Origin of the sequence: Microtetraspora sp. NBRC 16547, assembly GCF_030268965.1 — a bacterium.
In the GTDB taxonomy this organism is placed as follows: Bacteria; Actinomycetota; Actinomycetes; order Streptosporangiales; family Streptosporangiaceae; genus Microtetraspora.
This window is the reverse complement of the sequence record NZ_BSSE01000041.1, coordinates 21,351-44,198: the sequence shown is the minus strand read 5'-3', so window position 1 is coordinate 44,198 and position 22,848 is coordinate 21,351. Positions and strand designations below refer to the sequence as shown.

23 protein-coding genes and 1 pseudogene are annotated in these 22,848 nt (G+C 70.7%); 6 read left to right on the top strand and 18 right to left on the bottom strand.

Annotated features, from left to right (window positions below; all coding sequences use genetic code 11):
• Positions 1 to 203: 203 nt before the first annotated feature.
• From ftsY to QSK17_RS33415, 12 genes are all read right to left on the bottom strand, one after another.
• On the bottom strand, positions 204 to 1,343 hold the full coding sequence (gene ftsY, locus QSK17_RS33470; RefSeq protein ID WP_285710172.1) for a signal recognition particle-docking protein FtsY: 1,140 nt from the start codon (positions 1,341 to 1,343) through the stop codon (positions 204 to 206).
• Between the two features lie 373 nt (positions 1,344 to 1,716).
• On the bottom strand, positions 1,717 to 5,436 hold the full coding sequence (locus tag QSK17_RS33465) for an SMC hinge domain-related protein (protein WP_285710163.1): 3,720 nt from the start codon (positions 5,434 to 5,436) through the stop codon (positions 1,717 to 1,719).
• Positions 5,437 to 5,691: 255 nt separating this feature from the next.
• A complete protein-coding gene (locus QSK17_RS33460; protein ID WP_061255024.1) occupies positions 5,692 to 5,886 on the bottom strand; it encodes a hypothetical protein in 195 nt (64 codons plus the stop codon).
• A gap of 188 nt (positions 5,887 to 6,074) precedes the next feature.
• Entirely contained in the window at positions 6,075 to 6,344 is a 270-nt protein-coding gene (locus tag QSK17_RS33455) for an acylphosphatase (protein WP_285710160.1), read from the bottom strand.
• Positions 6,345 to 6,400: 56 nt separating this feature from the next.
• Complete coding sequence (mutM, locus tag QSK17_RS33450) at positions 6,401 to 7,363, bottom strand: bifunctional DNA-formamidopyrimidine glycosylase/DNA-(apurinic or apyrimidinic site) lyase (RefSeq protein WP_285710157.1); 963 nt, start codon at positions 7,361 to 7,363, stop codon at positions 6,401 to 6,403.
• A gap of 33 nt (positions 7,364 to 7,396) precedes the next feature.
• Positions 7,397 to 8,143 carry a ribonuclease III gene (rnc, locus tag QSK17_RS33445; RefSeq protein ID WP_502889340.1) on the bottom strand — a complete coding sequence of 249 codons (747 nt, stop codon included), beginning with the start codon at positions 8,141 to 8,143 and terminating at the stop codon, positions 7,397 to 7,399.
• 240 nt (positions 8,144 to 8,383) lie between these two features.
• A complete protein-coding gene (gene rpmF, locus QSK17_RS33440) occupies positions 8,384 to 8,563 on the bottom strand; it encodes a 50S ribosomal protein L32 (RefSeq protein WP_061255026.1) in 180 nt (59 codons plus the stop codon).
• Position 8,564: 1 nt separating this feature from the next.
• Positions 8,565 to 9,122, bottom strand: a complete 558-nt coding sequence (locus QSK17_RS33435) for a YceD family protein (protein WP_285710152.1) — start codon at positions 9,120 to 9,122, stop codon at positions 8,565 to 8,567.
• 70 nt (positions 9,123 to 9,192) lie between these two features.
• Positions 9,193 to 9,669, bottom strand: a complete 477-nt coding sequence (gene coaD, locus QSK17_RS33430; protein ID WP_285710150.1) for a pantetheine-phosphate adenylyltransferase — start codon at positions 9,667 to 9,669, stop codon at positions 9,193 to 9,195.
• Positions 9,670 to 9,684: 15 nt separating this feature from the next.
• Entirely contained in the window at positions 9,685 to 10,254 is a 570-nt protein-coding gene (gene rsmD / locus QSK17_RS33425; RefSeq protein WP_285710148.1) for a 16S rRNA (guanine(966)-N(2))-methyltransferase RsmD, read from the bottom strand.
• A 457-nt stretch (positions 10,255 to 10,711) separates the two neighbouring features.
• Complete coding sequence (gene recG / locus QSK17_RS33420) at positions 10,712 to 12,871, bottom strand: ATP-dependent DNA helicase RecG (RefSeq protein ID WP_285710146.1); 2,160 nt, start codon at positions 12,869 to 12,871, stop codon at positions 10,712 to 10,714.
• A gap of 164 nt (positions 12,872 to 13,035) precedes the next feature.
• Positions 13,036 to 14,613 (bottom strand): DAK2 domain-containing protein, encoded by a 1,578-nt coding sequence (locus tag QSK17_RS33415; protein ID WP_285710143.1) that lies wholly within the window; start codon positions 14,611 to 14,613, stop codon positions 13,036 to 13,038.
• Positions 14,614 to 14,830: 217 nt separating this feature from the next.
• Here QSK17_RS33415 and rpmB point away from each other — a divergent pair, with 217 nt between their 5' ends.
• From rpmB to QSK17_RS33400, 3 genes are all read left to right on the top strand, one after another.
• Positions 14,831 to 15,016 (top strand): 50S ribosomal protein L28, encoded by a 186-nt coding sequence (gene rpmB, locus QSK17_RS33410; protein ID WP_061255238.1) that lies wholly within the window; start codon positions 14,831 to 14,833, stop codon positions 15,014 to 15,016.
• A 171-nt stretch (positions 15,017 to 15,187) separates the two neighbouring features.
• Positions 15,188 to 15,499 (top strand): ribbon-helix-helix domain-containing protein, encoded by a 312-nt coding sequence (locus QSK17_RS33405; RefSeq protein WP_285710140.1) that lies wholly within the window; start codon positions 15,188 to 15,190, stop codon positions 15,497 to 15,499.
• Complete coding sequence (locus tag QSK17_RS33400) at positions 15,496 to 15,930, top strand: type II toxin-antitoxin system VapC family toxin (RefSeq protein WP_285710138.1); 435 nt, start codon at positions 15,496 to 15,498, stop codon at positions 15,928 to 15,930. Before QSK17_RS33405 ends, QSK17_RS33400 begins: the two co-directional genes overlap by 4 nt.
• Positions 15,931 to 15,981: 51 nt before the next feature.
• On the opposite strand, the gene thiD is transcribed toward QSK17_RS33400, so the two are convergent.
• Both thiD and QSK17_RS33390 read right to left on the bottom strand, forming a co-directional pair.
• Positions 15,982 to 16,782, bottom strand: coding sequence for a bifunctional hydroxymethylpyrimidine kinase/phosphomethylpyrimidine kinase (gene thiD / locus QSK17_RS33395; protein WP_285710136.1), 801 nt, complete (start codon positions 16,780 to 16,782; stop codon positions 15,982 to 15,984).
• Positions 16,783 to 16,842: 60 nt separating this feature from the next.
• Positions 16,843 to 17,790, bottom strand: a complete 948-nt coding sequence (locus QSK17_RS33390) for a thiamine-phosphate kinase (protein WP_285710165.1) — start codon at positions 17,788 to 17,790, stop codon at positions 16,843 to 16,845.
• A gap of 64 nt (positions 17,791 to 17,854) precedes the next feature.
• On the opposite strand from QSK17_RS33390, the gene QSK17_RS33385 reads away from it, so the two are divergent.
• Complete coding sequence (locus QSK17_RS33385) at positions 17,855 to 18,088, top strand: Lrp/AsnC family transcriptional regulator (RefSeq protein ID WP_285710134.1); 234 nt, start codon at positions 17,855 to 17,857, stop codon at positions 18,086 to 18,088.
• Positions 18,089 to 18,099: 11 nt separating this feature from the next.
• A complete protein-coding gene (locus QSK17_RS33380; protein WP_285710131.1) occupies positions 18,100 to 18,558 on the top strand; it encodes a DUF3515 domain-containing protein in 459 nt (152 codons plus the stop codon).
• A 9-nt stretch (positions 18,559 to 18,567) separates the two neighbouring features.
• Here QSK17_RS33380 and QSK17_RS33375 read toward each other — a convergent pair whose 3' ends face one another.
• From QSK17_RS33375 to QSK17_RS33360, 4 genes and pseudogenes are all read right to left on the bottom strand, one after another.
• Positions 18,568 to 19,686: a D-alanine--D-alanine ligase family protein gene (locus tag QSK17_RS33375; RefSeq protein WP_285710128.1), complete on the bottom strand. Its 1,119-nt coding sequence runs from the start codon at positions 19,684 to 19,686 to the stop codon at positions 18,568 to 18,570.
• 40 nt (positions 19,687 to 19,726) lie between these two features.
• A pseudogene (locus QSK17_RS33370) lies at positions 19,727 to 19,954 on the bottom strand (PLP-dependent transferase); the annotation flags it as partial.
• Positions 19,955 to 19,972: 18 nt separating this feature from the next.
• Positions 19,973 to 20,980: an NAD(P)H-dependent glycerol-3-phosphate dehydrogenase gene (locus QSK17_RS33365; RefSeq protein WP_285710126.1), complete on the bottom strand. Its 1,008-nt coding sequence runs from the start codon at positions 20,978 to 20,980 to the stop codon at positions 19,973 to 19,975.
• A gap of 136 nt (positions 20,981 to 21,116) precedes the next feature.
• Entirely contained in the window at positions 21,117 to 21,839 is a 723-nt protein-coding gene (locus QSK17_RS33360; RefSeq protein WP_285710124.1) for a lysophospholipid acyltransferase family protein, read from the bottom strand.
• 209 nt (positions 21,840 to 22,048) lie between these two features.
• Between QSK17_RS33360 and cofC the strand changes: the two genes are divergently transcribed.
• Positions 22,049 to 22,717: a 2-phospho-L-lactate guanylyltransferase gene (gene cofC / locus QSK17_RS33355; RefSeq protein WP_285710121.1), complete on the top strand. Its 669-nt coding sequence runs from the start codon at positions 22,049 to 22,051 to the stop codon at positions 22,715 to 22,717.
• Positions 22,718 to 22,848 lie beyond the last annotated feature (131 nt).

Sequence of the window (22,848 nt, the reverse complement as noted above, 5' to 3'; positions counted from 1 at the left end):
TACATCGAGCAGCAGCAACGCCCACTGTGACCTGTGGGTGAAGGCACGCTCGCGCCCTAGCGGGCACTCCCGCGCGGGCCTTCACCCCTGGCCTGAAGGCCGGAGCACTGGCCCGCATTTCGGTAGAGCGAACCGGCCGGGGATCGGCGTGAAAGACGGGCGGGATCGGACAGTGCCGTCGATCCCGCCCGTCTCGGCGAAGCTCAGTCGCCCAGCAGGGCGTCCACGAACACCTCGGGGTCGAACGGGGCCAGGTCGTCGGGGCCCTCCCCCAGGCCGACCAGCTTGACCGGCACGCCCAGCTCGCGCTGGACCGAGATGACGATGCCGCCCTTGGCTGTGCCGTCGAGCTTGGTCAAGGCGATACCGGTGATGTTCACCGCCTCGGCGAACACCTGGGCCTGGCGCATGCCGTTCTGGCCGGTCGTGGCGTCGAGGACGAGCAGCACCTCGTCGACCAGGGCCTTCTTCTCGATCACGCGCTTGACCTTGCCCAGCTCGTCCATCAGGCCGGTCTTGGTGTGCAGCCGTCCGGCGGTGTCGATGATGACCGTGTCGGCGCTGTCCTCGATGCCCCTGGCCACCGCGTCGAACGCGACGGACGCCGGGTCGCCGCCCTCGGGGCCGCGTACGACGGCGGCGCCCACGCGGTCACCCCAGGTCTGCAGCTGGTCGGTCGCGGCCGCCCGGAACGTGTCCGCGGCGCCGAGGACGACCTTGTTGCCGTCACCCACCAAGGCGCGGGCCAGCTTGCCCGTCGTGGTCGTCTTGCCGGTGCCGTTCACGCCGACGACCAGGAGCACGGCGGGCCGTCCCGCCGGCGACTTGGTGTGCAGAGTGCGATCCAGGTCGGGCGAGATCTGCTTGAGCAGCTCCTCCCTGAGCAGGCCGCGGACCTCCTTCGGAGTGCGCGTGCCGAGGACCTTCACCCTGGTCCGCAGCTCCTCGACCATCGCCCGAGTCGGCGCGACGCCGACGTCGGCCGTGATCAGGATCTCCTCGATCTCGTCCCAGACGTCGTCGTCGAGCCGGTCGCGGGAGAGCAGTTCCAGGAGCCCCTTGCCCAGCACGTTCTGGGAGCGGGCCAGGCGGGTGCGCAGCCGTACCATGCGGCCGGCGGACGGCGGCGGAACCTCGATCTCCGGAGCCTTGAGCAGCTCCTCCTCGGGAGGAGGCAGGGTGGTGATCGTGCCACCCTCCCGCTCGACGGGCCCCTCCTGCGGAGGAACCGTCAGGTCCGGGATCTGCGGCTCCGGCGGTGCCTCCACCGGAGGGAGGTCCTTGGCTTTTGGCCGGAACAGGAACAGGCCGCCCACCGCCAGCACGGCGATGACGACGACCATCACGATGATGCCGAGGTAACCTTCCACGCGCTCAAGTTTTCCAGACGCCCCAAGATGCTCCGGCACAGGAGAGGGGCGCGGCGGGGAAGTAACCGAGAAACGAGCGGGGAGCGCAGCGACCCCGAGCGCCGAGGGCACGAGCCGCCTCAAGAAGCGCCCCGAACCGTCGCGCCGCAGGCGCGACAAAACCACACAGAGGGGCGCGGCGGGGAAGTAACCGAGAAGCGAGCGGGGAGCGCAGCGACCCCGAGCGCCGAGGGCACGAGCCGCCTCAAGAAGCGCCCCGAACCGTCGCGCCGCATGCGCGACAAAACCACACAGAGGGGCGCGGCGGGGAAGTAACCGAGAAACGAGCGGGGAGCGCCCGGCCGTGTCAGTGTGCGGCTTCGCGAAGGCGCTGGCTGACGACCTGGGTGACGCCGTCGCCGCGCATCGAAACGCCGTACAGCGCGTCGGCGATCTCCATGGTCCGCTTCTGGTGCGTGATGACGATGAGCTGGGAGGTCTGCCGCAGCTCCTCGAAGAGGGTCAGCAGCCGCTGGGTGTTGGTGTCGTCCAGGGCCGCCTCGACCTCGTCCATCACGTAGAACGGTGACGGCCGGGCCTTGAAGATGGCGACCAGGAACGCGACCGCGGTGAGCGACCGCTCCCCGCCGGAGAGCAGCGACAGCCGCTTCACCTTTTTGCCGGGCGGCCTGGCCTCTACCTCGACCCCGGTGGTCAGCATGTCGTTTGGGTCGGTGAGCAGGAGGCGGCCCTCACCGCCCGGGAAGACCCGCCCGAAGATCTCGGAGAACTCGCGGGCCACGTCCTCGTACGCCGAGGAGAACACCTGCTCGACCCGGTCGTCGACCTCCTTGACGACGAGCAGGAGATCTCTGCGGGTCTTCTTGAGGTCTTCCAGCTGCGATGTCAGGAACGCGTGGCGCTCCTCGAGCGCGGCGAACTCCTCGAGCGCGAGCGGGTTGACCTTGCCGAGCTGGGTCATCTGGCGGTCCGCCGCCCTGGCCCGCTTCTCCTGCTCGTCACGTACGAAGGGGACCGGAGGCTCGCCGGGCACCGGAACCGCCGGGCCGTACTCGGCGATGAGGGCGTCCGGCTCGACGCCGTACTCGTCGAAGGCCCGCTGCTCCAGTTGTTCGAGCCGCAGCCGCTGCTCGGTGCGCGCCATCTCGCTGCCGTGCACCCGGTTGACGAGCTTGTCCAGTTCGCCGCCGAGCTCCCGGACGCGGAGCCGCACCGTCTTGAGCTCTGTCTCGATCTCGCCGCGGGCCCGCTCGGCCTCGTCCCGCTCGGCCGCTGCCTGCTCGACGGAGCCGACCAGCGCGGTGAGCGCGGCCTGCGCGCCGCGGGCGACCGCGGCGGCGATCTGGGCCTGCCTGCGCCGCCGCTCGCGCTGCGCCGCGGCCCTGGCCCGGTCCTCGCGCTCGCGCTGGGCCGCGCGCAGCAGCCCCTCCGCCCGCCCGGCGATGCCCCTGACCCGCTCCTCCGCGGTTCGTACGGCGAGCCGCGCCTCCATCTCCGACTGCCTGCTCACGCCGCACGCGGCGGCCAGCTCGTCACGCGTGTCGGTGGTCGGCTCCGCCTCAAGCTCCTGGGCGTACTCGGCCTCGGCCAGCCGCTCCTCCATCTCGGCCGCGTCCGCCTGGGCCGACTCCCTGGCCTCCTCCGCGTCCTGTACGGCTTTCGCCAGCCGGGCGCCCTCGTCCTGGGCCGCCTTGACGGCCGCTTCCAGCCGGGCGAGCTGCTTGGCCGCGTCGGCGGCCTTCCGGTCGGCATCCCGCTGCGCGGCCCTGACCCGGTCGAGTACGGCCTGGGCCGCGTTGAGCCCGTTCTGCGCGGTGTTGACGGCGTTCTGCGCGGCGGTGACCCCGGCCTGGGCCTCGTTCACGCGCGCCTGCGCGGCTTCGAGCGCGAGCTGGGCCTCCGCCTCCGCGGCAATGGCCTGGTCGAGGACTTCGGCGTTCTCCTCGGCGGCCGCGCGGGCCGCCTCCAGGTCGGTGGCGGCCTGGTCGAGCGCTGCCCGCATCTGGAGCGCCGAACCGCCGTCACCGGATCCGCCTCGCGCCTCGTGCGCGGCGAGCAGGTCGCCGGCACGCGTGACGGCCCGGACGTCCGGGTGGCCTTCCACCACTTTGCGCGCGGCGGCGAGGTCGTCGACGACGAGAACGCCGGACAGGACGCCGTCCACGGCGGCGCGCAGCTCGCCGGGCGCGGTGACGAGGTCCGCCGCCCACACGGCGCCGTCGATCGGCACGGGGGGACGCGTCACACTCCGTGCCGGCGGCGGGGACGCGATCAGCAGTCCGGCCCTGCCGCCGTCGCCGTCCCGCAGGTGTTCGAGCGCCTCGACGGCACTGTTCAGCGAATCAACGGCGACCGCCTCGGCCGCCAGCACGGCGGCGACTGCGGACTCGGCTCCCGGGCGTACGGTCAGCATGGTCGCGATCGGGCCCAGCACCCCCGGGAGTCCCCCGCCGAGCAGCGCGGCGGCTCCGTCGGCTCCCTGGGCGAGGCTCATCTCCAGTGCCTCGCGGCGGGCCTCAAGCGCGGCGACGGCGCGCTGCGACTGCTGGTCGGCGGCGCGAGCCGTACCGACCGCGGACGTGGCGGCCGCGAGCGCGGACCGGGGATCCGCGACGGCCTCCTTGGCCTCGTCCACCGCCTCCTTGGCCTGATCCACCACGGCTCTGGCCGACTCGACGGCGGCGCGGGCGAGGTCCACCCCCTCCTGGGCGGCATCGAGTTCGGCGGCCAGGGCCGGGTCGGCCACGGACTCGCCGAGCTCGTGCGTGTCGCAGTCGGCCTGCGCGCGTTCCGCCCGCTGGCGCGCCTCCTCCAGCGCCCGGGCGAGCCGGCCGATCTCGTCACCGGCGGCCCGCGCGCGGCTCCTGGCGGACTCCACCTGGCCGCGCAGCCGGGCCAGGCTCTCCCGCCGGTCGGCGGCCGCCCGGGCGGCGACGGCGAGCCTGCGCTCCTCCTGGCTCAACGCGTCTTCGGCCTCGGCCCGGATCTCCACCGCGGCGGACAGCCGTTCGCGTGCTTCGTCGAGCTCCTCCGACAGGACGCGTTCCTTCTCGCGGACCTCGGCGGCCTCCCGTTCGAACTCCTCGGGGTCGCGACCGCGCCGCTCGATCGACGCCGCGTCGGCGGCGTGCCGCTCCCGCTCGACGGCGAGGCTCTCGACTCCGCGCAGCCGCTCCCGGATCGCCGAGAGCCGGTAGAACGTCTCCTGGGCGGCGGTGAGCCTCGGCTGCGCCTCCCCGGCCGCCGCCTCGAGCTCGGCCTCCCTCTGCTGGTCACGCGCGAGATCGGTCTCGACCTGCGCGCGCCGCGACTGTACGGCCGCCTCGTCCGCGGCCTCCCGTTCCAGGGTCTCGCGGAGGGTGACCACGTCGTCGGCGAGCAACCGCAGGCGGGCGTCGCGCAGGTCGGCCTGGATGACCGCGGCCTTGCGCGCGATCTCCGCCTGCCGGCCCAGCGGCTTGAGCTGGCGGCGCAGCTCGGTCGCGAGGTCCTGCACGCGGGTGAGGTTGGCCTGCATCGCGTCGAGCTTCCGCAGCGCCTTCTCCTTGCGCTTGCGGTGCTTGAGGACACCCGCGGCTTCCTCGATGAACGACCTGCGGTCCTCGGGGCCAGCGTGCAGCACCTGGTCGAGCTGGCCCTGGCCCACGATGACGTGCATCTCACGGCCGATGCCGGAGTCGGACAGGAGCTCCTGGATGTCGAGGAGGCGGCAGGTGTCGCCGTTGATGGCGTATTCGCTCTGGCCCGACCTGAACATCAGGCGGCTGATCGTCACCTCGGTGTAGTCGATCGGCAGCGCGCCGTCGGTGTTGTCGATCGTGAGCGTGACCTCGGCCCGGCCGAGCGGCGGCCGGCTGGAGGTGCCGGCGAAGATGACGTCCTCCATCTTGCCGCCGCGCAGCGACTTCGCGCTGTGCTCGCCCATCACCCAGGCGAGCGCGTCGACGACGTTGGACTTGCCGGAGCCGTTGGGGCCGACCACGCAGGTGATGCCGGGCTCGAAGCGCAGGGTGGTCGCGGAGGCGAAGGACTTGAAGCCGCGCAGGGTCAAGGTCTTCAGGTACAACGACCGGCCCCCTCCCTGCCCAGCTTTCCGGGAAGACTACCGGTCCCCTGAGACGAGAGGCATCGATATCACCCGTAAGTCCCGTCGTGGAATACCTATAGGGACAACTTTATGCGGGAACGAGATTATCGGACCGCCACCGGGAAGACGTAACGGCACGAATGCGTTTCAATCAGCCACGAATCAGGATTTAGGTACACAAATGACAAGGGACGCCTTTGGCAGGCGTCCCTGACGGTGATTCCTCTTCCGGCCTCAGGTGAGGGCCGGCTCGCGATCCTGCAGCCGGACCAGTGCCTCATCCCGAGACTGCGCCGCCAGCGCATCGTTCTGTGCCTGGAGCCGGGTAAGTTCTGCCTCCAGGTCCCGGATGCGCTGCTGGAGACGGCGCATTTCGGAGACCATTCGAGGGTCAGGACCGCCGACGTGGCCGAGTAGAGCCTTCGCCATAGTAAAGGGTCCTCCACGCTGAGTGACCAGACTGGTTCGCGCACTTCATGCCGCGGGAGGGGTGCGCGTGGTTCCTCTCAAGAGTCGCACCGGCATTGGATGCGGTCAAGTTGAACGCTTCACACAGACGCACCGATGGGCACTCCCGACATGTAAATATACCGCATTTGCGACGCCTGAAGGAAGGGCTATCGCTCGACAAAACCCACCAAACCGCCCTTAGCGTCACTCCAACGCTCTGTAACGCCATCCACTCGCCCCGGCGTGTCGCCGCCTCTGAGCAGTCCAAGGAGCGACTCGCATGATTCCCGTGGACCTTCGGCCACGATCTCAACCCTGCCGTCGGACAGGTTCGTCGCCCAGCCGGCGAGCCCGAGCTCCAGCGCCCTGGCCCGGGTCCACCAGCGGAACCCCACGCCCTGAACCCGTCCGCGCACCCATGCCGTCAACCGGATCATGACTCCCAGTATCCAAGAGGCCGCCGTTCCCCCGGAAACCGTCCCTTGCGAGGCGGTCAGGGGCGGGCGTCCCGCGGACGCGGCTGGCACCGGGGGCAACTGTAGGAGGACCTGTTCATGAACGCCTCCCGCCTGATCGGGGTGCCACAGCGGCGACAGGGCTCGTCCCGCCTGCCGTACACGGCCAGCGAGCGGTCGAAGTAGCCGCTCTCGCCGTTGACGTTCACGTACAGGCTGTCGAAGGACGTCCCGCCCTCCCCCAGCGCCTCGTTCATCACCGCGCGGGCGGCGGCCAGGAGCTCGGCGATCTTCTTCGTGCTCAGCGTCTCGGTGGGCCGCGCCCAGTGCAGCCGGGCCCGCCACAGCGCCTCGTCGGCGTAGATGTTGCCGACCCCGCTGATCAGCGACTGGTCGAGAAGCGCCCGCTTGATCCCGGTACGCCGCCGGCGCAACCTGGCGGCGAACTCCGCGTCGTCGAAAACGTCCTCGAACGGATCCGGCGCGATGTGCGCCACCGGTTCCGGCACCGGCCGGAACGCCACGGCGCCCGGCGGCCGCGCGGGGACGATCATAGGCGCGACGAGGACGTGACCGAACGTGCGCTGGTCGACGAAACGCAGGTCGGGGCCACCGTCGGCGAAGCCGATCCGGACCCGGAGGTGCTTCTCCAGCGGGGCGTCCGGCTCGATCACCAGAAGCTGGCCGCTCATGCCCAGATGGGCGAGCAGCGCCTCCCCCGCCGAATGCTCTCCCACGCCCAGGTCCGTCTCCGGTCCGGTGAGGTGCTCGTCCGCCGCTTCTGAACGGTCGTGCGTCCCCTCGTCGCCGAGCGGGAGCCAGAGATATTTGCCACGCCGTTCGGCGGAGCGGATCTCCCGGCCCTTCAGCTGGTCGGAGAGCTCCCCGGCGTTCCTGCGGACCGCACGCGGATGAAGCACCTCGGCCGAGGCGATCGTCCGGCCGGAAACCCATTGGTCGAGCCCGCGCCTGACGACCTCGACCTCGGGCAGCTCAGGCATCCCGCCTCCTCAGCTCGTTCCGGAGGACGCGGCTCAGCTCTGGCCGAGCCCGGCGCCCTCCCTGGCCTCGTGGATGGCGCGGATCGCCGTCCACGCCGCCTCGGCGGCCTGCTGCTCCGCCTCTTTCTTGCTCCGTCCCGCGCCCGTGCCGTACTCCGTGCCGCCGACGCGGACGGTGGCCACGAAGGACTTCGCGTGATCGGGACCGCTCTCCTCGACGTGGTACTCCGGGACGCCGAGCATCTCGGCGGCGGTCAGCTCCTGCAACGAGGTCTTCCAGTCGAGGCCCGCGCCCAGCGAGGCGGAACGCGTGATCAACGGGTCGAAGAGCAGGTGGACGACGCGGAACGCCTCGTCCAGGCCCTTGTCCACGTACACGGTGCCGATCAGCGCCTCAAGGGTGTCGGCGAGGATCGAGGACTTGTCCCGCCCGCCGGTGCCCTCCTCGCCCCGGCCGAGCCGGAGGTACTTCCCGAGGTTCAGTCCGCGGGCCACGCCCGCGAGCGCCCGCATGTTGACCACCGCGGCGCGCAGCTTGGCGAGCTGCCCCTCCGGAAGGTCCGGGTGCCCCCGGAACAGCGTGTCGGTGACCACCAGCCCGAGCACCGAGTCGCCCAGGAACTCCAGGCGCTCGTTCGTCGGCAGGCCGCCGTTCTCGTACGCGTAGGAGCGGTGCGTGAGCGCCCGCTCCAGAATGCCCGTGCTGAGACCGACACCGATCTCGCCCGCCAGCTCGTCTCTGGCGATCTCCACTGGTACCGGCTTCATCGCTGCGCCCACCGTTCCTCCTGTTCACCTGTGCATGGCGACGCCGCACGGTGACAAGGTCGGTGAGAAGCCCGAAGACGTGGTGGGCGCCGGTTTCCCAGAGACTGGGGCCTCCCGGCGTCCACCACGGCCGCGGGCACATATCGCCTGTCGCTCGTGCCTCCGCTCGCCACCGTACGCGCTGAGAGCAAGGTAACGCCGACCGGGGCGTCTTGACGACCCGGTCGGCGTCCCTGTCCGCTTATCGCGCGATCAGGCCGACGGCTCGATGACCTGACGGCGGTTGTAGGTGCCACAGCTCGGGCACGCCACGTGCGGGCGCTTCGGCGAGCGGCACTGGGGGCAGCTCACGAGCGCGACCGCGGCGGCCTTCCACTGGGACCTGCGGGCGCGGGTGTTGCTCCGCGACATCTTCCGCTTGGGGACGGCCACGTCAACCCTCCTGATCGTCTTCTTTGTTGTCCACAACCAAACCTTGCAGCGACGCCCAGCGCGCGTCGATCCGCTCGTGCCGGTGGTCCGAGCCGGCTTCCGCCAGCTTGACCCCGCATTCCGAGCAGAGACCGGGGCAGTCCTCACTGCACATCGGACTCAGCGGCAGTGAGAGCACCACCGCGTCACGGAATATCGGCTCGAGATCGAGCAGTTCGCCGTCGAGGAGCAAGTCGTCCTCTCCGGCGTCCTCCGCCGAGTAGAAGAAGAGCTCCTGGAAACCGACCTCGATCTCCGAGGTCAGCGGATCCAGGCAGCGCGAACATTCTCCACTGAGAGGAGTCCGCGCCGTGCCCGTGACGAGCACGCCTTCCATCACCGCCTCGAGCCGGATGTCCAGCTCGACGTCGGCGTCCTTGGGAACGCCGATCATGCCGACCGCGAGGTCCGCCGGTGCCGGAAGAACCGGGCTGATTCTGCGCATCGACCCCGGTCGCCGTCCCAGATCGTGAGTGGAGATCACCCAAGGGGCTCGGGGGTCGAGGGTGTGCAGAGTCATCCTGCTCTCGTTAGGCATGACGAATCACCGCCGTCGTGCAAGGCCGATTAGAAAGGATACCAGCCGATGGTCAGCCTCTAAGCCGCTCGACGAGCAGCCGCTGGACGAGGTCCGGGACCAGGCCGGATACGTCCCCACCATACCGTGCGATCTCCTTCAACCTGCTCGACGAGAGGAAGGAGTACTCCGGGTTGGTGGACATGAACAGCGTCTCCACCCCGGACATGCGGTAGTTCAGCTGCGCCATCTGGAGCTCGTAGTCGAAGTCGCTGACCGCGCGGAGGCCTTTCACGATCGCCGCGATGTCGTTCTGCCGGCAGTAGTCGACCAGCAGTCCGTGGAACTTCTCCACTCGGACGTTGCCGTACTCCTTGGTCACCGCTTCGAGCATCTCTATCCGCTCCTCCACGGTGAACAACCCGGTCTTCTCGATGTTGATCAGCACGGCTACGACGACCTCGTCGTACAGTCGCGAGGTCCGGCCGATGATGTCCAGATGTCCGTTGGTCACGGGGTCGAAGGACCCCGGGCATACGACGCGACGCAAGGCGCACCCCCAGGTTTACGGGTTCCCGGCTGCGTGACCGTACCAAACGGCCGCTTCTCCGTAACGACGGACCCTGTCCTCTTCGAAACCCGGCGGCCAGACCAGGTCCTTCCCCCTGGACTCGCGTTCGATCGCGACCAGAGCGCCCTCGCCGAGCCACCCTTCCGAGCGGAGCGTCTCCAGGACCCTGGTGACCATCTCGTCCGTGACCGAGTACGGCGGATCGGCGAACACGAAGTCGTACGGCTCCGCACACCCCTGGGCCAGGACCCGCTCGACCTTCTCCGGCCTGAGCACGGCCCCGGGCAGGCCGAGAGCTGCGATGTTCTCCCTGATCGTCCGAACGGCCTTCGCGTCGGACTCGACAAGGAGCGCGTGCGCCGCGCCCCTGCTCAGCGCCTCCAGGCCGACGGCTCCCGACCCGGCGTAGAGATCGAGGACCCGGGCTCCGTCAAGCGAGCCCAAAAGCGAGCCCACGGTCGAGAACAGCCCCTCTCTCGCCCGATCGCTCGTCGGTCTGGTGCCTCTGCCCGGCGGCACTGCCAGCCTTCGTCCTCCGGCGCTACCTGCGATGACCCGCGTCATTCGTTCATTGTCCCGCTCCCGGGGAGAGGTCCGGGACGCCGGTGCGGCCTCCCGTGTGGGAGCGTGACCGGATCTCAGGCGGTCAAGAGTGGGCAAGGGGTGGCGACGAATGGGTAAGAGCGGTATCGCGAGGCCGCCGCGTTCCGCATGATGAGTCTGCGGCCTTCAAGGTGACCCAGGGGGAGGCCGGCCGGTGTGATCGTGAGCCCTTCCGCACGCCGGCGCCCTCGGCACCTGACCCGAGGGTGGGCCCAGCCGGGGACGGCATTCGGGGGGAGGCCGTCCCAAGGCTGGGCCCTGGGTCATTCTCATGTGCGAGGCCGCCACGGCGGCAGTACTTTGCCGGTTTTGCGGCCTTTCTGAGATCTACGTCGACCTTTTTGAGATCTAGGTCACCTTTTCGAGATCTAGTGCCCCTCCCGTCAGTCTTTGCCCCGTCACGTCGACCAGGGGCCGCTCAGGCCTTCTCCAGGTATTCGGCGCGCTCGTCCACGATCAGGGCGTCGAGCTCGGCCCGCAGCGCCGGATGACCCTCCAGCTCGGGGTCGGCCGACAGCACCGCGGTGGCCTCCTCCCTGGCGGCCTCGATGACGTCCTCGTCGCGGAGCAGCTGCAACATCTTCAGGGACGACTTGCGGCCTGACTGCGCGGCACCGAGGACGTCGCCCTCACGCCGCTGCTCGAGGTCCACCCGGGACAGCTCGAACCCATCCAGCGTCGCGGCCACCGCGTCCAGGCGCGTCCGCGCCGGAGAGCCCGCGGGGGCCTCGCTCACCAGCAGGCACAGCCCGGGCAGGCCGCCGCGCCCGACCCTGCCCCGCAGCTGGTGCAGCTGGGAGACGCCGAACCGGTCCGCGTCCATGATGATCATGACTGAGGCGTTCCTCACATCGACGCCCACCTCGATGACCGTGGTCGCCACGAGCACGTCGATCTCCCCCTTGGTGAAGGACCGCATCACCGCGTCCTTCTCCTCCGGGGGGAGCTTGCCGTGCAGGACGCCAACCCTCATGCCGTGCAACGGGCCCTCGGCGAGCATCTCCGCCACGTCGAGCACGGCCAGCGGCGGCCTGCGCTCCTCGTCGCCCTTGCCGAGGTCGCCCTCGTCGCCCTCCTGGTCGCCGATGCGCGGGCAGACGATGTACGCCTGGCGGCCCAGCCCGACCTCCTCGCGGACCCGCTCCCAGGTGCGGTCGAGGAAGTGCGGCTTCTCCGCGGCCGGCACCACGTGCGTGGTGATCGGGGCGCGGCCGGACGGCAGTTGGGACAGCGTGGAGACCTCCAGGTCGCCGAACACGGTCATCGCGACCGTCCGCGGGATGGGGGTGGCCGTCATGACCAGCACGTGGGGCCTGCCGCCGCCACCCTTCTCCCGGAGCGCGTCGCGCTGCTCGACGCCGAACCGGTGCTGCTCGTCCACGACGAGCAGCCCGAGATCGGCGAACTGGACGTGCTCCTGGATCAGGGCGTGGGTGCCGACCACGATCCCGGCGGCGCCCGAGGCGGCGTCGAGCAGAGCGCTCCGCCGCGCGGCCGCGCCCATGGACCCGGTCAGCAGGCCCACGCCCGTGCCGCCGAACATGCCTCCGGTCGCGAGGTCGCCGAGCATGCCGGTGATCGACCTGTGGTGTTGCTGGGCCAGCACCTCGGTGGGGGCGAGGAGCGCCGCCTGCCCTCCCGAGTCGACCACCTGCAACATGGCGCGCAGCGCGACCACCGTCTTGCCCGCGCCCACCTCTCCCTGGAGCAGCCGGTGCATGGGGTGCTCGCGGGCCAGATCCGCCGCGATCTCCTCACCGACCTGGCGTTGGCCCTCGGTGAGCTCGAAGGGCAGCCGCGCCTCGAAGTCGCGCAACAGGCCGTCGGGACGCCCCGGCCGCGCGCGGGCCGGCCAGGCGGAGGCCGCAATCCTGCGCCGGGCCAGCACGGACTGGAGCAGGAACGCCTCGTCGAACTTGAGCCGCCGGCGGGCCAGGGTGATGTCGGCGTGGTTTCTGGGCCGGTGGACGTAGCGGAGCGCCACCTCAAGCTCCGGGAGACCGTGCCTGTGCCTGATCTCGGACGGCAGCGGATCGTCGAGCGTCAGCACGTCGAGCACGGTGCGCACCGCGCGGCGGATCGTCCACGTCGCCAGGCCCTGCGCCGAGGGATAGATCGGGACCGGCGCGGCGGCGAACTCCGCCGCGTCCTCGGTCTCCTCGGTCTCGTATTCGGGATGGGTGAGGGACACCCGGCGCCGGCCGCTCGGCAGAGGGAAGACGTTGACCTTTCCGGAGAACATCGCCTCGGTGCCGGGGGTCAGCCGCTGCTCCGCCGCGTGGCCGCCCTTGCCGAAGAAGGCCAGGTGCAGCCGCTCCTCGCCGTCGGTAACCTCGACGTCCAGCCAGGTGCCCTTCCGGTTCTTCATCGGCCGGCGTTGCAGCGCCGCCACCCTGGCTACAACGGTGACGTGCTCGTCGTGCTCCAGCGACGAGATCGGGGTCAGCTCGCCGCGCTCGGCGTATCTACGCGGGTAGTGACGGAGCAGCTCCCCCACCGTGGCGATGCCGAGCGCGCGCTCCAGCGGGCCCGCCGTCCTGCCCAGTGCCCGCTTCAGCGGCTCGTCGAACCTCGTCATGCGCCCCCCTCACGTGACGGGATCGTGCCCCGCGCTGCGGCCGCACGCGGCACGGAGGCCCGCGCGCCCATGGAACGGCGCGCGGCGACCGGGAAACGCGCGGTCATGGCAATAAGTTCTACCGCCGGTCACCGACAGAAATCACCTCGCGGCGGTGCGGCCGGTCATTCGACGCCGATGAGCAGCGGATAACCACCCTGTCCCCCCTCATAGACGACCACCTCGACATCCGGGCGAACCCGCGCCAGATGGTCCTGTACGGCTGCCGCCGGGGTCGCGGACGGGCCCGCGCCGGTCACCAGCGTCACCATCTCGCTGCTCGACGACATCATGCGCTCTGTCACCTGGACCGCCACGTCGGCGACGGCCGTGCCGATGAGGGCGACGTCCCCGTCGACGACGCCGAGCACGTCGCCCGGGCGGCACAGCCCCGCGCTGGTCACAGCCTCGCGGTCGGCCACCCACACGTGCCCGTGCCGGGTGTGGCCCGCCGCGTCGGCCATGGCCACCACGTCGTCATCGAAGCGGCGCAGTGGATCGTGCACGGCCAGCGCGGCGAGACCCTGGACCGAGGCCCTGGTCGGCAGGACGCTGACCGTGAGGCCCTCTTCGCGGGCGATCTCCGCCGCGGCGGCGGCCACCGCCTGGGCGCCGTTGTCGTTCGGCAGCACCGCCACCTCGCTCCCGGCCTCCCTGATCGCCGCAAGCACGGCGGCGAGGAGCGGGTTCGCGCCGGGCTCACGCCGTACGACGACGGCCCCGGCCTGGCGGAAGAGCTCGGCGAGGCCGTCACCGGCCGCGACGGCGACCACCCCGCGCACCGGAGCCGGCTCGTGGATGCGGCCGCCGAGATATGTCACGCGGATGCGGTGCGGGCGGCCGGCCGCGAGCGCCGCCTCGATCGCGGCGCCGGCGTCCTCCGCGTGGACGTGGACGTTCCACAGCCCGTCGCCTCCCACGATCACGAGGGAGTCCCCAAGGGCGTCGAGAGCGGCCCTGAGCCGGCCGATCGCCTCCTCCGGCGCGTCGAGGAGGTACATCACCTCGTATCCGGGCGCGGATCCCTGAGCCTTCGCCCGTGCCTCCTCGACCGGCACCCGCCCGGCCGGGGCCGGGACCTCGTGCCGCTCGCTGAACGCCTCGGCGACCACCTCGGCCAGTGTCTCCAGGATGATCACGAGGCCCGCTCCGCCGGCGTCGACCACGTGGTTCCTGGCCAGCACGTCGAGCTGTTCGGTGGTCCGCCGCAGCGCGCCGCGCGCCTCCTCGGCGGCGACCCGCGCCACGTCGCCGAGATCGTCGGACGCGTGCCGTACGGCCTCCGCCACGGCGGCGAGAACGGTGAGCACGGTCCCCTCGACCGGCCGGACCACGGCGGCCCTGGCCATCTCGGCGGCGCGCAGCAGCGCCCGGCGCAGATCCGCGCCCCGCCCCTCCGCCCGCCCGAGCACCTCGGCCAGGCCGCGTATCGCCTGGCTGACGATCACCCCCGAGTTCCCCCGGGCACCGAGCAACGCCCCGTGGGCGAGCGTCTGCCACGTTCTGTCGCCCCCCGCGTCACCCGGCAGGCCGTCCACGGCCTCGGCCGCGGAGAGCACGGTGAGATGCAGGTTGGTGCCGGTGTCGCCATCGGGAACGGGGAACACGTTGAGGGCGTCTATCTCCGCCCTGGCGCGGCCGAGTGCGTCCGCGCACCGGCGCGACCAGCGGCGTACGGCGGGCGGGTCGAGCACCTCAAGCATGAACGTCGCCCCTTCGATCCCATGGCCCGCACGCGTGGCGCCGTCCCCATGCGCTACCGTTGGTCGCTACGAGATTATCCCCGTTCGCCGGGATCCCGTTTGGCGTGCAACGGCCGACATCGGATATCCTCGTGTGGCCAGCCGGTTGCCCCGGCATGCTCGGATGAGCCGCTCTAGGCGGACCGGGCCGATTCGACTGATCTAAGGAGCGATGACCGTGGCTTCCGTCTGCGACGTCTGCGCTAAGAAGCCGACTTTCGGCAACAACGTCTCCCACTCGCACCGCCGCACCCGCCGCCGCTGGAACCCGAACATCCAGACCGTGCGGGCGACGGTCAACGGGACGCCGAAGCGGATGAACGTGTGCACTTCCTGCATCAAGGCAGGTAAGGTCACCCGCTGACCCCAGCTCTTCCGGAGCCCGTCACCGATTCGGTGACGGGCTTTCGTGTTGCCGGGGCGAATACGGTCGTCCGCCCGGGCCTCTCCTGACGCCTGTTCCGTGTGGAAGGAAATCACTCCCGGCCGACATCTACGGGTCGATTACTCAGAGTGCCGTCGATATGGTGTTTCCGTGACATCCAACACCCCCGCCTGGTCGGCCGACGACGCGACCAGGAAGATCGGCGTGAGCCTGCCCGACGACCTGTACGCCTGGATGCAGTCGCAGGTCGAGGAGGGCCATGCCGACTCCGTCTCGGGAATGATCTCCGAAGCGCTGTCGGGCGTGCGGCAGCGAGTCGAGCTCGCCGCGCTCGTCGCGGATCTGAAGGCCGAGTTCGGCGAGCCAGGTCCCGACGTCAAGGCCAGGATCGACACCGCCGTCGCCGTCCTCCGCCGGGTCAGGGAAGGCGTCGGCGCCTCCCTTGAGGAGGTCGTCGCGTGAGCTCACTCTCCGACCGGCCGCGGTTCGTGCTCGACACCGGAGCGCTGATCCAGCTGGAGCTGGGCAACGAGGACGTCCTCGAGATCCTGGCCAGGGCGGCCGAGGGCACGGCACAGGTCGTCATCCCGCGGACCGTCGTCGCGGAGGTGTGGCGGGGCGGACCGCGCCAGGCATGGCTCGGGGCGTTCCTCAAGCTGGCCGGCGGCGGCCGCGACGCCGGTGTGACGTTCGACGAGCTGACTCCGCACCGGGCCGCCGAGATCGGCAGGAAGATCGGCTCATGCGGTCACGACGACATCATCGCCGTCAACGTGGCGCTGTGCGCCCGGAGGTCGGAGACCGCGCCGATCGACGCCATCGTGGTCACCACCGACCGCAGCGGCGTCCTGCGCGTCGACCCCGAGCTCAAGAGCGCCATCCTCGACATCTGACCGGCCGAGAACCCGGCCCGGGCCCGCTCGGCTTGGCGGGATCAAATGCCGTCATCCGCCGGTCCGCCAGCGCCAGGCGTGGTCGACGGGGCCGATGCCCTGGCCGAGGGGGAAGCCGTGCGCGATCGCCCCTGTGACGTACTCCTTCGCCTGCCGTACGGCCTCCGGCAGGTCGTCGCCGAGGGCCAGCCGGGAGGCGATGGCCGAGGCGAGCGTGCATCCGGTCCCGTGTGTGTGGCGATTGTCGTGGCGCTCGGCGGCGAAGCGGTACTGCCGGTCGCCGTCGGTCAGCAGGTCCACCGGCTCGCCGGGAAGGTGGCCGCCCTTGATGAGCGCCCATGTGGGCCCGAGTGCGAGCACGGCCTCCGCCGCGCGTGGCAGGTCGTCCTCGTCCTCGACCTTGACCGAGGTGAGCTGTTCTACCTCCCAGAGGTTCGGCGTGACCACCGTCGCCACCGGCAGCAGCAGTTCCTTCACAGTCTCCACCGCCTCGGGGGCGAGGAGCGAGTCACCGTGCTTGGAGACGCCCACCGGATCGACCACGACGGGGGCCGCCACGCCCGCGAGCGCTCCGGCGACCGTCTCCACCAGCGCCGGAGAGGCCAGCATGCCCGTCTTGACCGCCTGGACCCCGATGTCGCCGAGCACGGAGTCGAGCTGCGCCTGGACCGCTTCCACCGGCAGCTCCCAATAGCCCTGGACGCCGAGCGAGTTCTGCGCGGTCACGGCCGCGATGACGCTCATGCCATGCACACCGAGGGCCAGCATCGTCTTGAGGTCGGCCTGGATCCCGGCGCCGCCGCCGGAGTCCGAACCGGCGATGGTGAGCACGCGTGGAGGAGTGGAGGTCATGCCCCTATCAAACCAGGCGATGTCCCCGGCCTCGCCGGGCGGTGAGCCGGGAATTTCCTCTCATCCGCGGGAATCTCGGAAATGATCCCAACCGCCCGTGGTGTCGGCCCGGCCGATGACGTGGACGCCCTGGCCCTCGGTGACCCGGCCCACCACCAGCCAGGGGTCAGGGAGCCGTACGCCGGAAGGGAAGGTCGCGGCGAGGGCATGATCATCGCCTCCCTTGAGGATCCACTCCAGCGGGTCGGCTCCCAGGTCGCGACCGGCTTCGGCGAGCTCGGGGGTGACGGGGAACGCGGCCGGATCCAGCTCGATCCCGGCACCGCTCGCGTCCGCGATGTGGCCGAGATCCTGCAGGAGCCCGTCACTCACGTCGAGCATCGCCGTGGCGCCGAGCCGGGCCGCGCCGGGACCGCACGCGTACAACGGACGCGGGCGGCGATGGGCGTCCACGAGCTCTCCGCTGTCCGCTCGCCCGGCCTGCAGCAGCGCGAGCCCCGCCGCCGCGTGACCGAGACGGCCCGCGATCGCGACGACGTGTCCGGGCCGGGCGCCCGCCCTGGTCACCGGTGCCCGGCCGCCGAGGTCGCCGAGGGCGGTGACGCCGAGCATCACGGTGTCGGCCCTGGAGATGTCCCCGCCGGCCACGCTGGCGCCGACGAGTGCGCACTCGTCGCGGAAGCCGTCGGTCAGGGCGTCCAACCAGTCCGTCCCGACGTCGGCGGGCAGACCGAGACCGACGAAGATCGCGGTTGGCTCAGCCCCCATAGCCGCAATATCAGAAAGATTCTGAGCTGCCGCTTTACGCCCGATGTCATAGCCACTGGACCAATTGCGACGGAAGTGCCTACCCTCGATTAGGAGATCCGTACTCACGACAACCCGCCCGTCCGGCGCGCTCACGACCGCGGCGTCATCTCCAGGTCCGAGCAGTATGGCCGCACCTTGCGGCAATCGCCCAGCAATACGTCCAATTACACCGAATTCGCCAAGATCTCCGACTGTGATGGCACACCCCTAGTGCATTCGAGGTACGGTACGCTCCGGCACTGATCTCTATCCGGAGGGCGTTATGGTGCAGGCCTACATCCTTATCCAGACCGAGGTCGGCAAGGCGGCCAATGTGGCCGACCAGATCGCCGGGATCCCCGGTGTCACTCAGGCGGAGGATGTCACCGGCCCCTACGACGTCATCGTGCGGGCCGAGGCCCGCAACGTCGACGAGTTGGGCAAGCTGGTGGTCGCCCAGATTCAGGCTGTGGAGGGCATCACGCGTACTCTTACATGTCCGATCGTGCACATCTGACCTGGGAAGAGATGCGAAGACTGATCCCCGCGGCCGGGTCGTCGGCCACGTTGACGGCCGGGTTGCTCGCCGTACTGTCCCTTTCAGCATGCTCCGGCGCGGTGCGGGTGGACCCGCCCACGCCCGCCGGAGCCGCGGCGGCCGCGTGCCAGAAGCTCGCCACCGCTCTGCCCTCCCGGCTCGACGGCGCCGAGCGGGTGGAGAGCGAGCCACGCTCGCCGTACGTGGCGGTGTGGGGGGCGGGCGAGATCGCCCTCCGCTGTGGAGTGGACCGGCCCGCCTCGATGGCCGCCACGGACCAGGCGACCGACCTCAACGGCGTCACCTGGTACGAGGATCCCAAGCTCCCCACGCTGTTCACCGCGATCAACCGGGAGGCGTACGTCGAGGTGACGGTCTCCGGAAAGCACATCTCCGGAGACGTGCTGGTGGATCTGGCCGGCCCGATCAAGTCGTCCATCCCCGAGTGACGAGAAGGCTCAGCGCAGCCCCGCGGGACGGTCGAGTGCGAGCTGGATCAACCGCTCCACGAGCTCGGCGTACGACAGGCCGGTCGCGGCCCAGAGCTGCGGCGCGACCGAGAGCGATGTGAAGCCCGGCATCGTGTTGATCTCGTTGAGGATGAGCTCACCCGAGGGCGTGTAGAAGAAGTCGACCCGGGACAGCCCCTCGCAGGACAGCGCCTCGAACGCCTGCACGGCCATCGAACGCACCGCTTCGGCGGTCTCCGCGGGGATGTCGGCGGGCGCGGCGAGCGCCATCTGGTCGGGGTAGTACTTCGCCTCGAAGTCGAAGAACTCGCGCTCGCCCCGGACCAACACCTCGCCGGGGACGCTCGCCTCCGGGGGCGCGTCGCCAAGGGACTCCAGCACCGCGCACTCGACCTCCCTGCCGACGATCGCGGCCTCGACCAGCACCTTGGGGTCGTGCTCGCGGGCGAGCTCGACCGCGGCCTCCAGGGAGTCGAGGTCGTGCGCCTTGGAGATGCCCTGCGACGACCCGGCGCGGGCCGGCTTGACGAACACCGGCCAGCCGAGCTCCTCGACCTCCTTGAGCACCCGCGCGCGGTCGGTGCGCCAGTCCCGGTCGCGGACGACGACGAACGGCCCGACCGGAAGCCCCGCCGCCTTGAGCACGAGCTTCATGTACGCCTTGTCCATGCCGACCGCGCTCGCCAGAACACCCGAGCCGACATAGCGCACCCCGGCCATCTCCAGGAGGCCCTGGATGGTGCCGTCCTCGCCGAACGGCCCGTGCAGCATCGGGAAGACCACGTCCACCTCGCCGAGGGAGCGCGGGATCTGCCCGGGGTCGAGCGCGACGAGCGCCCCGGAGTCGGACGGCAGGGCGAGGGCCGTGCCGGACTCGGTCACGACCGGCAGCTCGCCGTCCTCGATGGCGTAACGCTGCCCGTCGGACACCAGAACCCAGCGCCCGTCCGGAGCGATGCCGACCGGGATGACCTCGTACCTCGACCGGTCGATCGCGCTGAGCACGCTGCCCGCGCCCATCAGCGACACCGCGTGCTCGGAATTGCGACCGCCGAAAACGACGGCGACTCGAATCGGCCGGGAAGGCACCTCGCGCTGCTCGTTCATGATGCTCGAATGTACCGCTTCCGGACGGGGAACCCGCTCGTCAGGCCCGCGTGGCCGCGCGTACGGCGTCGAGCGCCCGGGTCACGTCCATGATCAGGCCCTCCGCGTCCTCCAGCCCGATCGAGAACCGTACGGCTCCCGCGTCCACGCCGGAAGGCGCCTCGTCGGGGCGCGCGGCCGTGCGTCGCGTCGAGGCGAGATGCACGGCCGTGGTGTGGGTCCCGCCGAGAGAGGACGCGATCCGCGTGAGCCGCAGGGCGTCGGCCTGCGCCCGCGCCTCATGGGCCTACACGCCGTAACGCTCCGGCTTCGGGGTTCGCGACATCAGGAGCATCGCCGCCTCGCCCGGGGCCATCCCGTCGTGCACCACACCGACCACGACTTCGGTGATCGGCATCTCCACGTCGTGTTTCCTTGCCAGCTCGAGAACCGACTCGCACGATTTGACTCCCTCGGCGGTCTGCTTCGTCACGGCGACGACCTCGGCCAGGGTCATCCCGCGTCCCAGATTCTCACCGAAGGTGCGGTTCCTGGACAACGGGGAGCTGCAGGTCGCCACCAGATCGCCCATCCCGGCGAGACCGGCGAACGTGTGCTGGTCGGCGCCGAGCGCCGCGCCGAGTCGGGCGATCTCGGCGAGGCCGCGGGTCATGAGCATCGCGGTCACGTTGTCTCCCAGCCCCATGCCGGCGGCGACGCCGACCGCGAGCGCGATCACGTTCTTCACCGCACCGCCGAGCTCGACACCGACGACGTCCGGGTTGGTGTAGGTGCGAAACCACGGCAGGTGGCAGGCCTCCTGGAGCCGCCGCGCGACCTCCTCGTCCGAGCAGGCCACCACCGCGGCGGCGGGCTGCCGCTGGGCGAGCTCGGGGACGAGGTTCGGACCCGAGACCACCGCCACCCGCTCAGGGGGCACGCCCGCGACCTCGCAGATGACCTCGCTCATCCGCTTGCAGGTGCCCCGCTCGACTCCTTTCATGAGGCTGACCAGCACGGCGTCCGGCGGGAGGTACTGCTTCCATGCGGCGAGGTTGTCGCGGAGCGTCTGGGCCGGGACGGCGAGGACCACGAAGTCCGCCCCCTCCATCGCCTCCGCCGGATCGGTGGTGGCGCGCAGGCTCTCCGGCAGCCGCAGCCCGGGGAGGTACTCCGGGTTCTCATGCCTCTCGTTGATCGCGTCGACGACCGAGGCCCGTCTCCCCCACAGCGTCGTCCGGGTGCCCGCCTCCGCGAGGATCATCGCGAACGTGGTTCCCCACGAGCCAGTACCGAAAACGACAGCGCTGCTCACCGCTCGCTCACCACTCCTCGTAATCCGGCGGGACGGCCTCGTCTCCCGGCCGGCCGTTCCACTCGCCGCGCCGGGCCCGCTCACCGCCCACCGGTCGCCCCGGTTCCCCGCGCGTCGTCCCTCTCACCGTACGCGGTCATCCTGTGTGAGCCGCGTTTTTCGGGTCATAAGGGGATCCGGGGGCTTTCTCCGCGCGGATCTCCGCGAGCTGGTCGGTGATGGCGGCCATGATGTCGGCGGTGGCCTCGCGCAGGAGCGTGCCACGCATCGGCTGGCCCTCGTACTTGGACAGGTCGATGGGCGGGCCGGCCAGCACCTTGAATGTCTTGCGCGGGAACAGCCGCGGCTTCTTCTCGCCGTACGGCAGGAGCTCGTGGGCGCCCCAGTGGGCGATCGGGATGACCGGCACGCCGGTCGAGAGCGCCAGCCGGGCCACGCCCGTCTTGCCCGCCATCGGCCACAGCTCGGGATCACGGGTGATCGTGCCCTCGGGGTAGAAGATGACGCACCCGCCGTCCCTGAGCCGCTCCTCGGCGATCTTCAGCGACTGGGTCGCGTCGGTGCTGCCCCGGTGCACCGGGATGGCCAGCAGTTTGGCGACGATGTGCCCGAGGACCGGCACCTTGAAGATCCCGGACTTGGCGAGGATCACCGGCCAGCGCCCGTTGTTGTAGAGGTAGTGGGAGAGCAGGACCGGGTCCGACCACGACAGGTGGTTGGCCGCGATGATCACGCCGCCCGCGCGAGGCACGAACTCCCCTCCGCGCCAGACGTGCCTGATCAGCAGCAGCGACAACGGCTTCACGATCAGGACGGCCAGGGACTCCCAGAACCGGGAGGGACGGCCACGGCGTTTCATTTCGACTCCTCGCGTGCGGGCCGGACGGGGAACCGCGACGTGCCGCGCCTGCTCCGCACGCCCGTCTCGGCGGGTATCCGGGCGCGCGTCATCGCGCTTCGTTGTCCGGTCACTTGCTCCTCCACGTGCTGATCCGCCGCTCCCGGGCGGCTGGTGACCCCAAGTCTCCCGGTTGGCTCGGTGGACTGTCGAGGCGGGATGCTTACCATATGCAGCTCACGATGCAGCTCACGCGATGGACCCTCGTGGTACCGGTGAAGACCATCATCAGGGCGAAGACCCGCCTCGCGGGCGCGGCGGGGCCGTATCGTGCCGAACTCGCGGTCGCGCTCGCGTGCGACACGGTGTCCGCGGCGCTGAGCTGCGCGCGGGTCGGCCGCGTGATCGTCGTCACCGCGGACCCGGTGCCCGCGGAGAGGCTGGCCGGCCTGGGTGCCCATGTCGTACCGGATCCCGACAAGGGACTCAACACCGCGCTCCGTTTCGGAGCCGCCGAGGCCGCACGGCTCGCGCCCGGCGACGGCATCGGGGCACTCCAGGCGGACCTGCCCGCGTTGCGCCCGGCGGAGCTGGACCGGGTCCTCGCGGCCGCCGCGGAGTTCGACCAGGCGTTCGTCCCCGACGCCGCGGATGTCGGCACCACCTTCTACGGCGTACGGCCCGGCGTGCCCTTCCAGCCGCGTTTCGGCGGCGAGTCGAAGGCCAGGCACCTGTCGGGCGGCGCGAAGGAGTTGGCCATGGACGGCATCGCGTCCGTCCGCAGGGACGTCGACACGGTCGACGACCTTCGGGAGGCGCTCGCCCTGGGGCTGCCTCCCGCCACTCTGAGCGTGATCACGCGCATCCGGCCCCCGATCGCTCCCGGCCTCGCCGGATGACCGCGCCGTACGGCGTGGGTGGGGAAGCGGGCGAGGAAGGGACCCGGGAATGGGCCCCGGGAATGGGCATGGCCATGTGATCGGCTGAGGCGATCACATGGCCACGTGGTTGATCGGTTCTGACGTGGGCT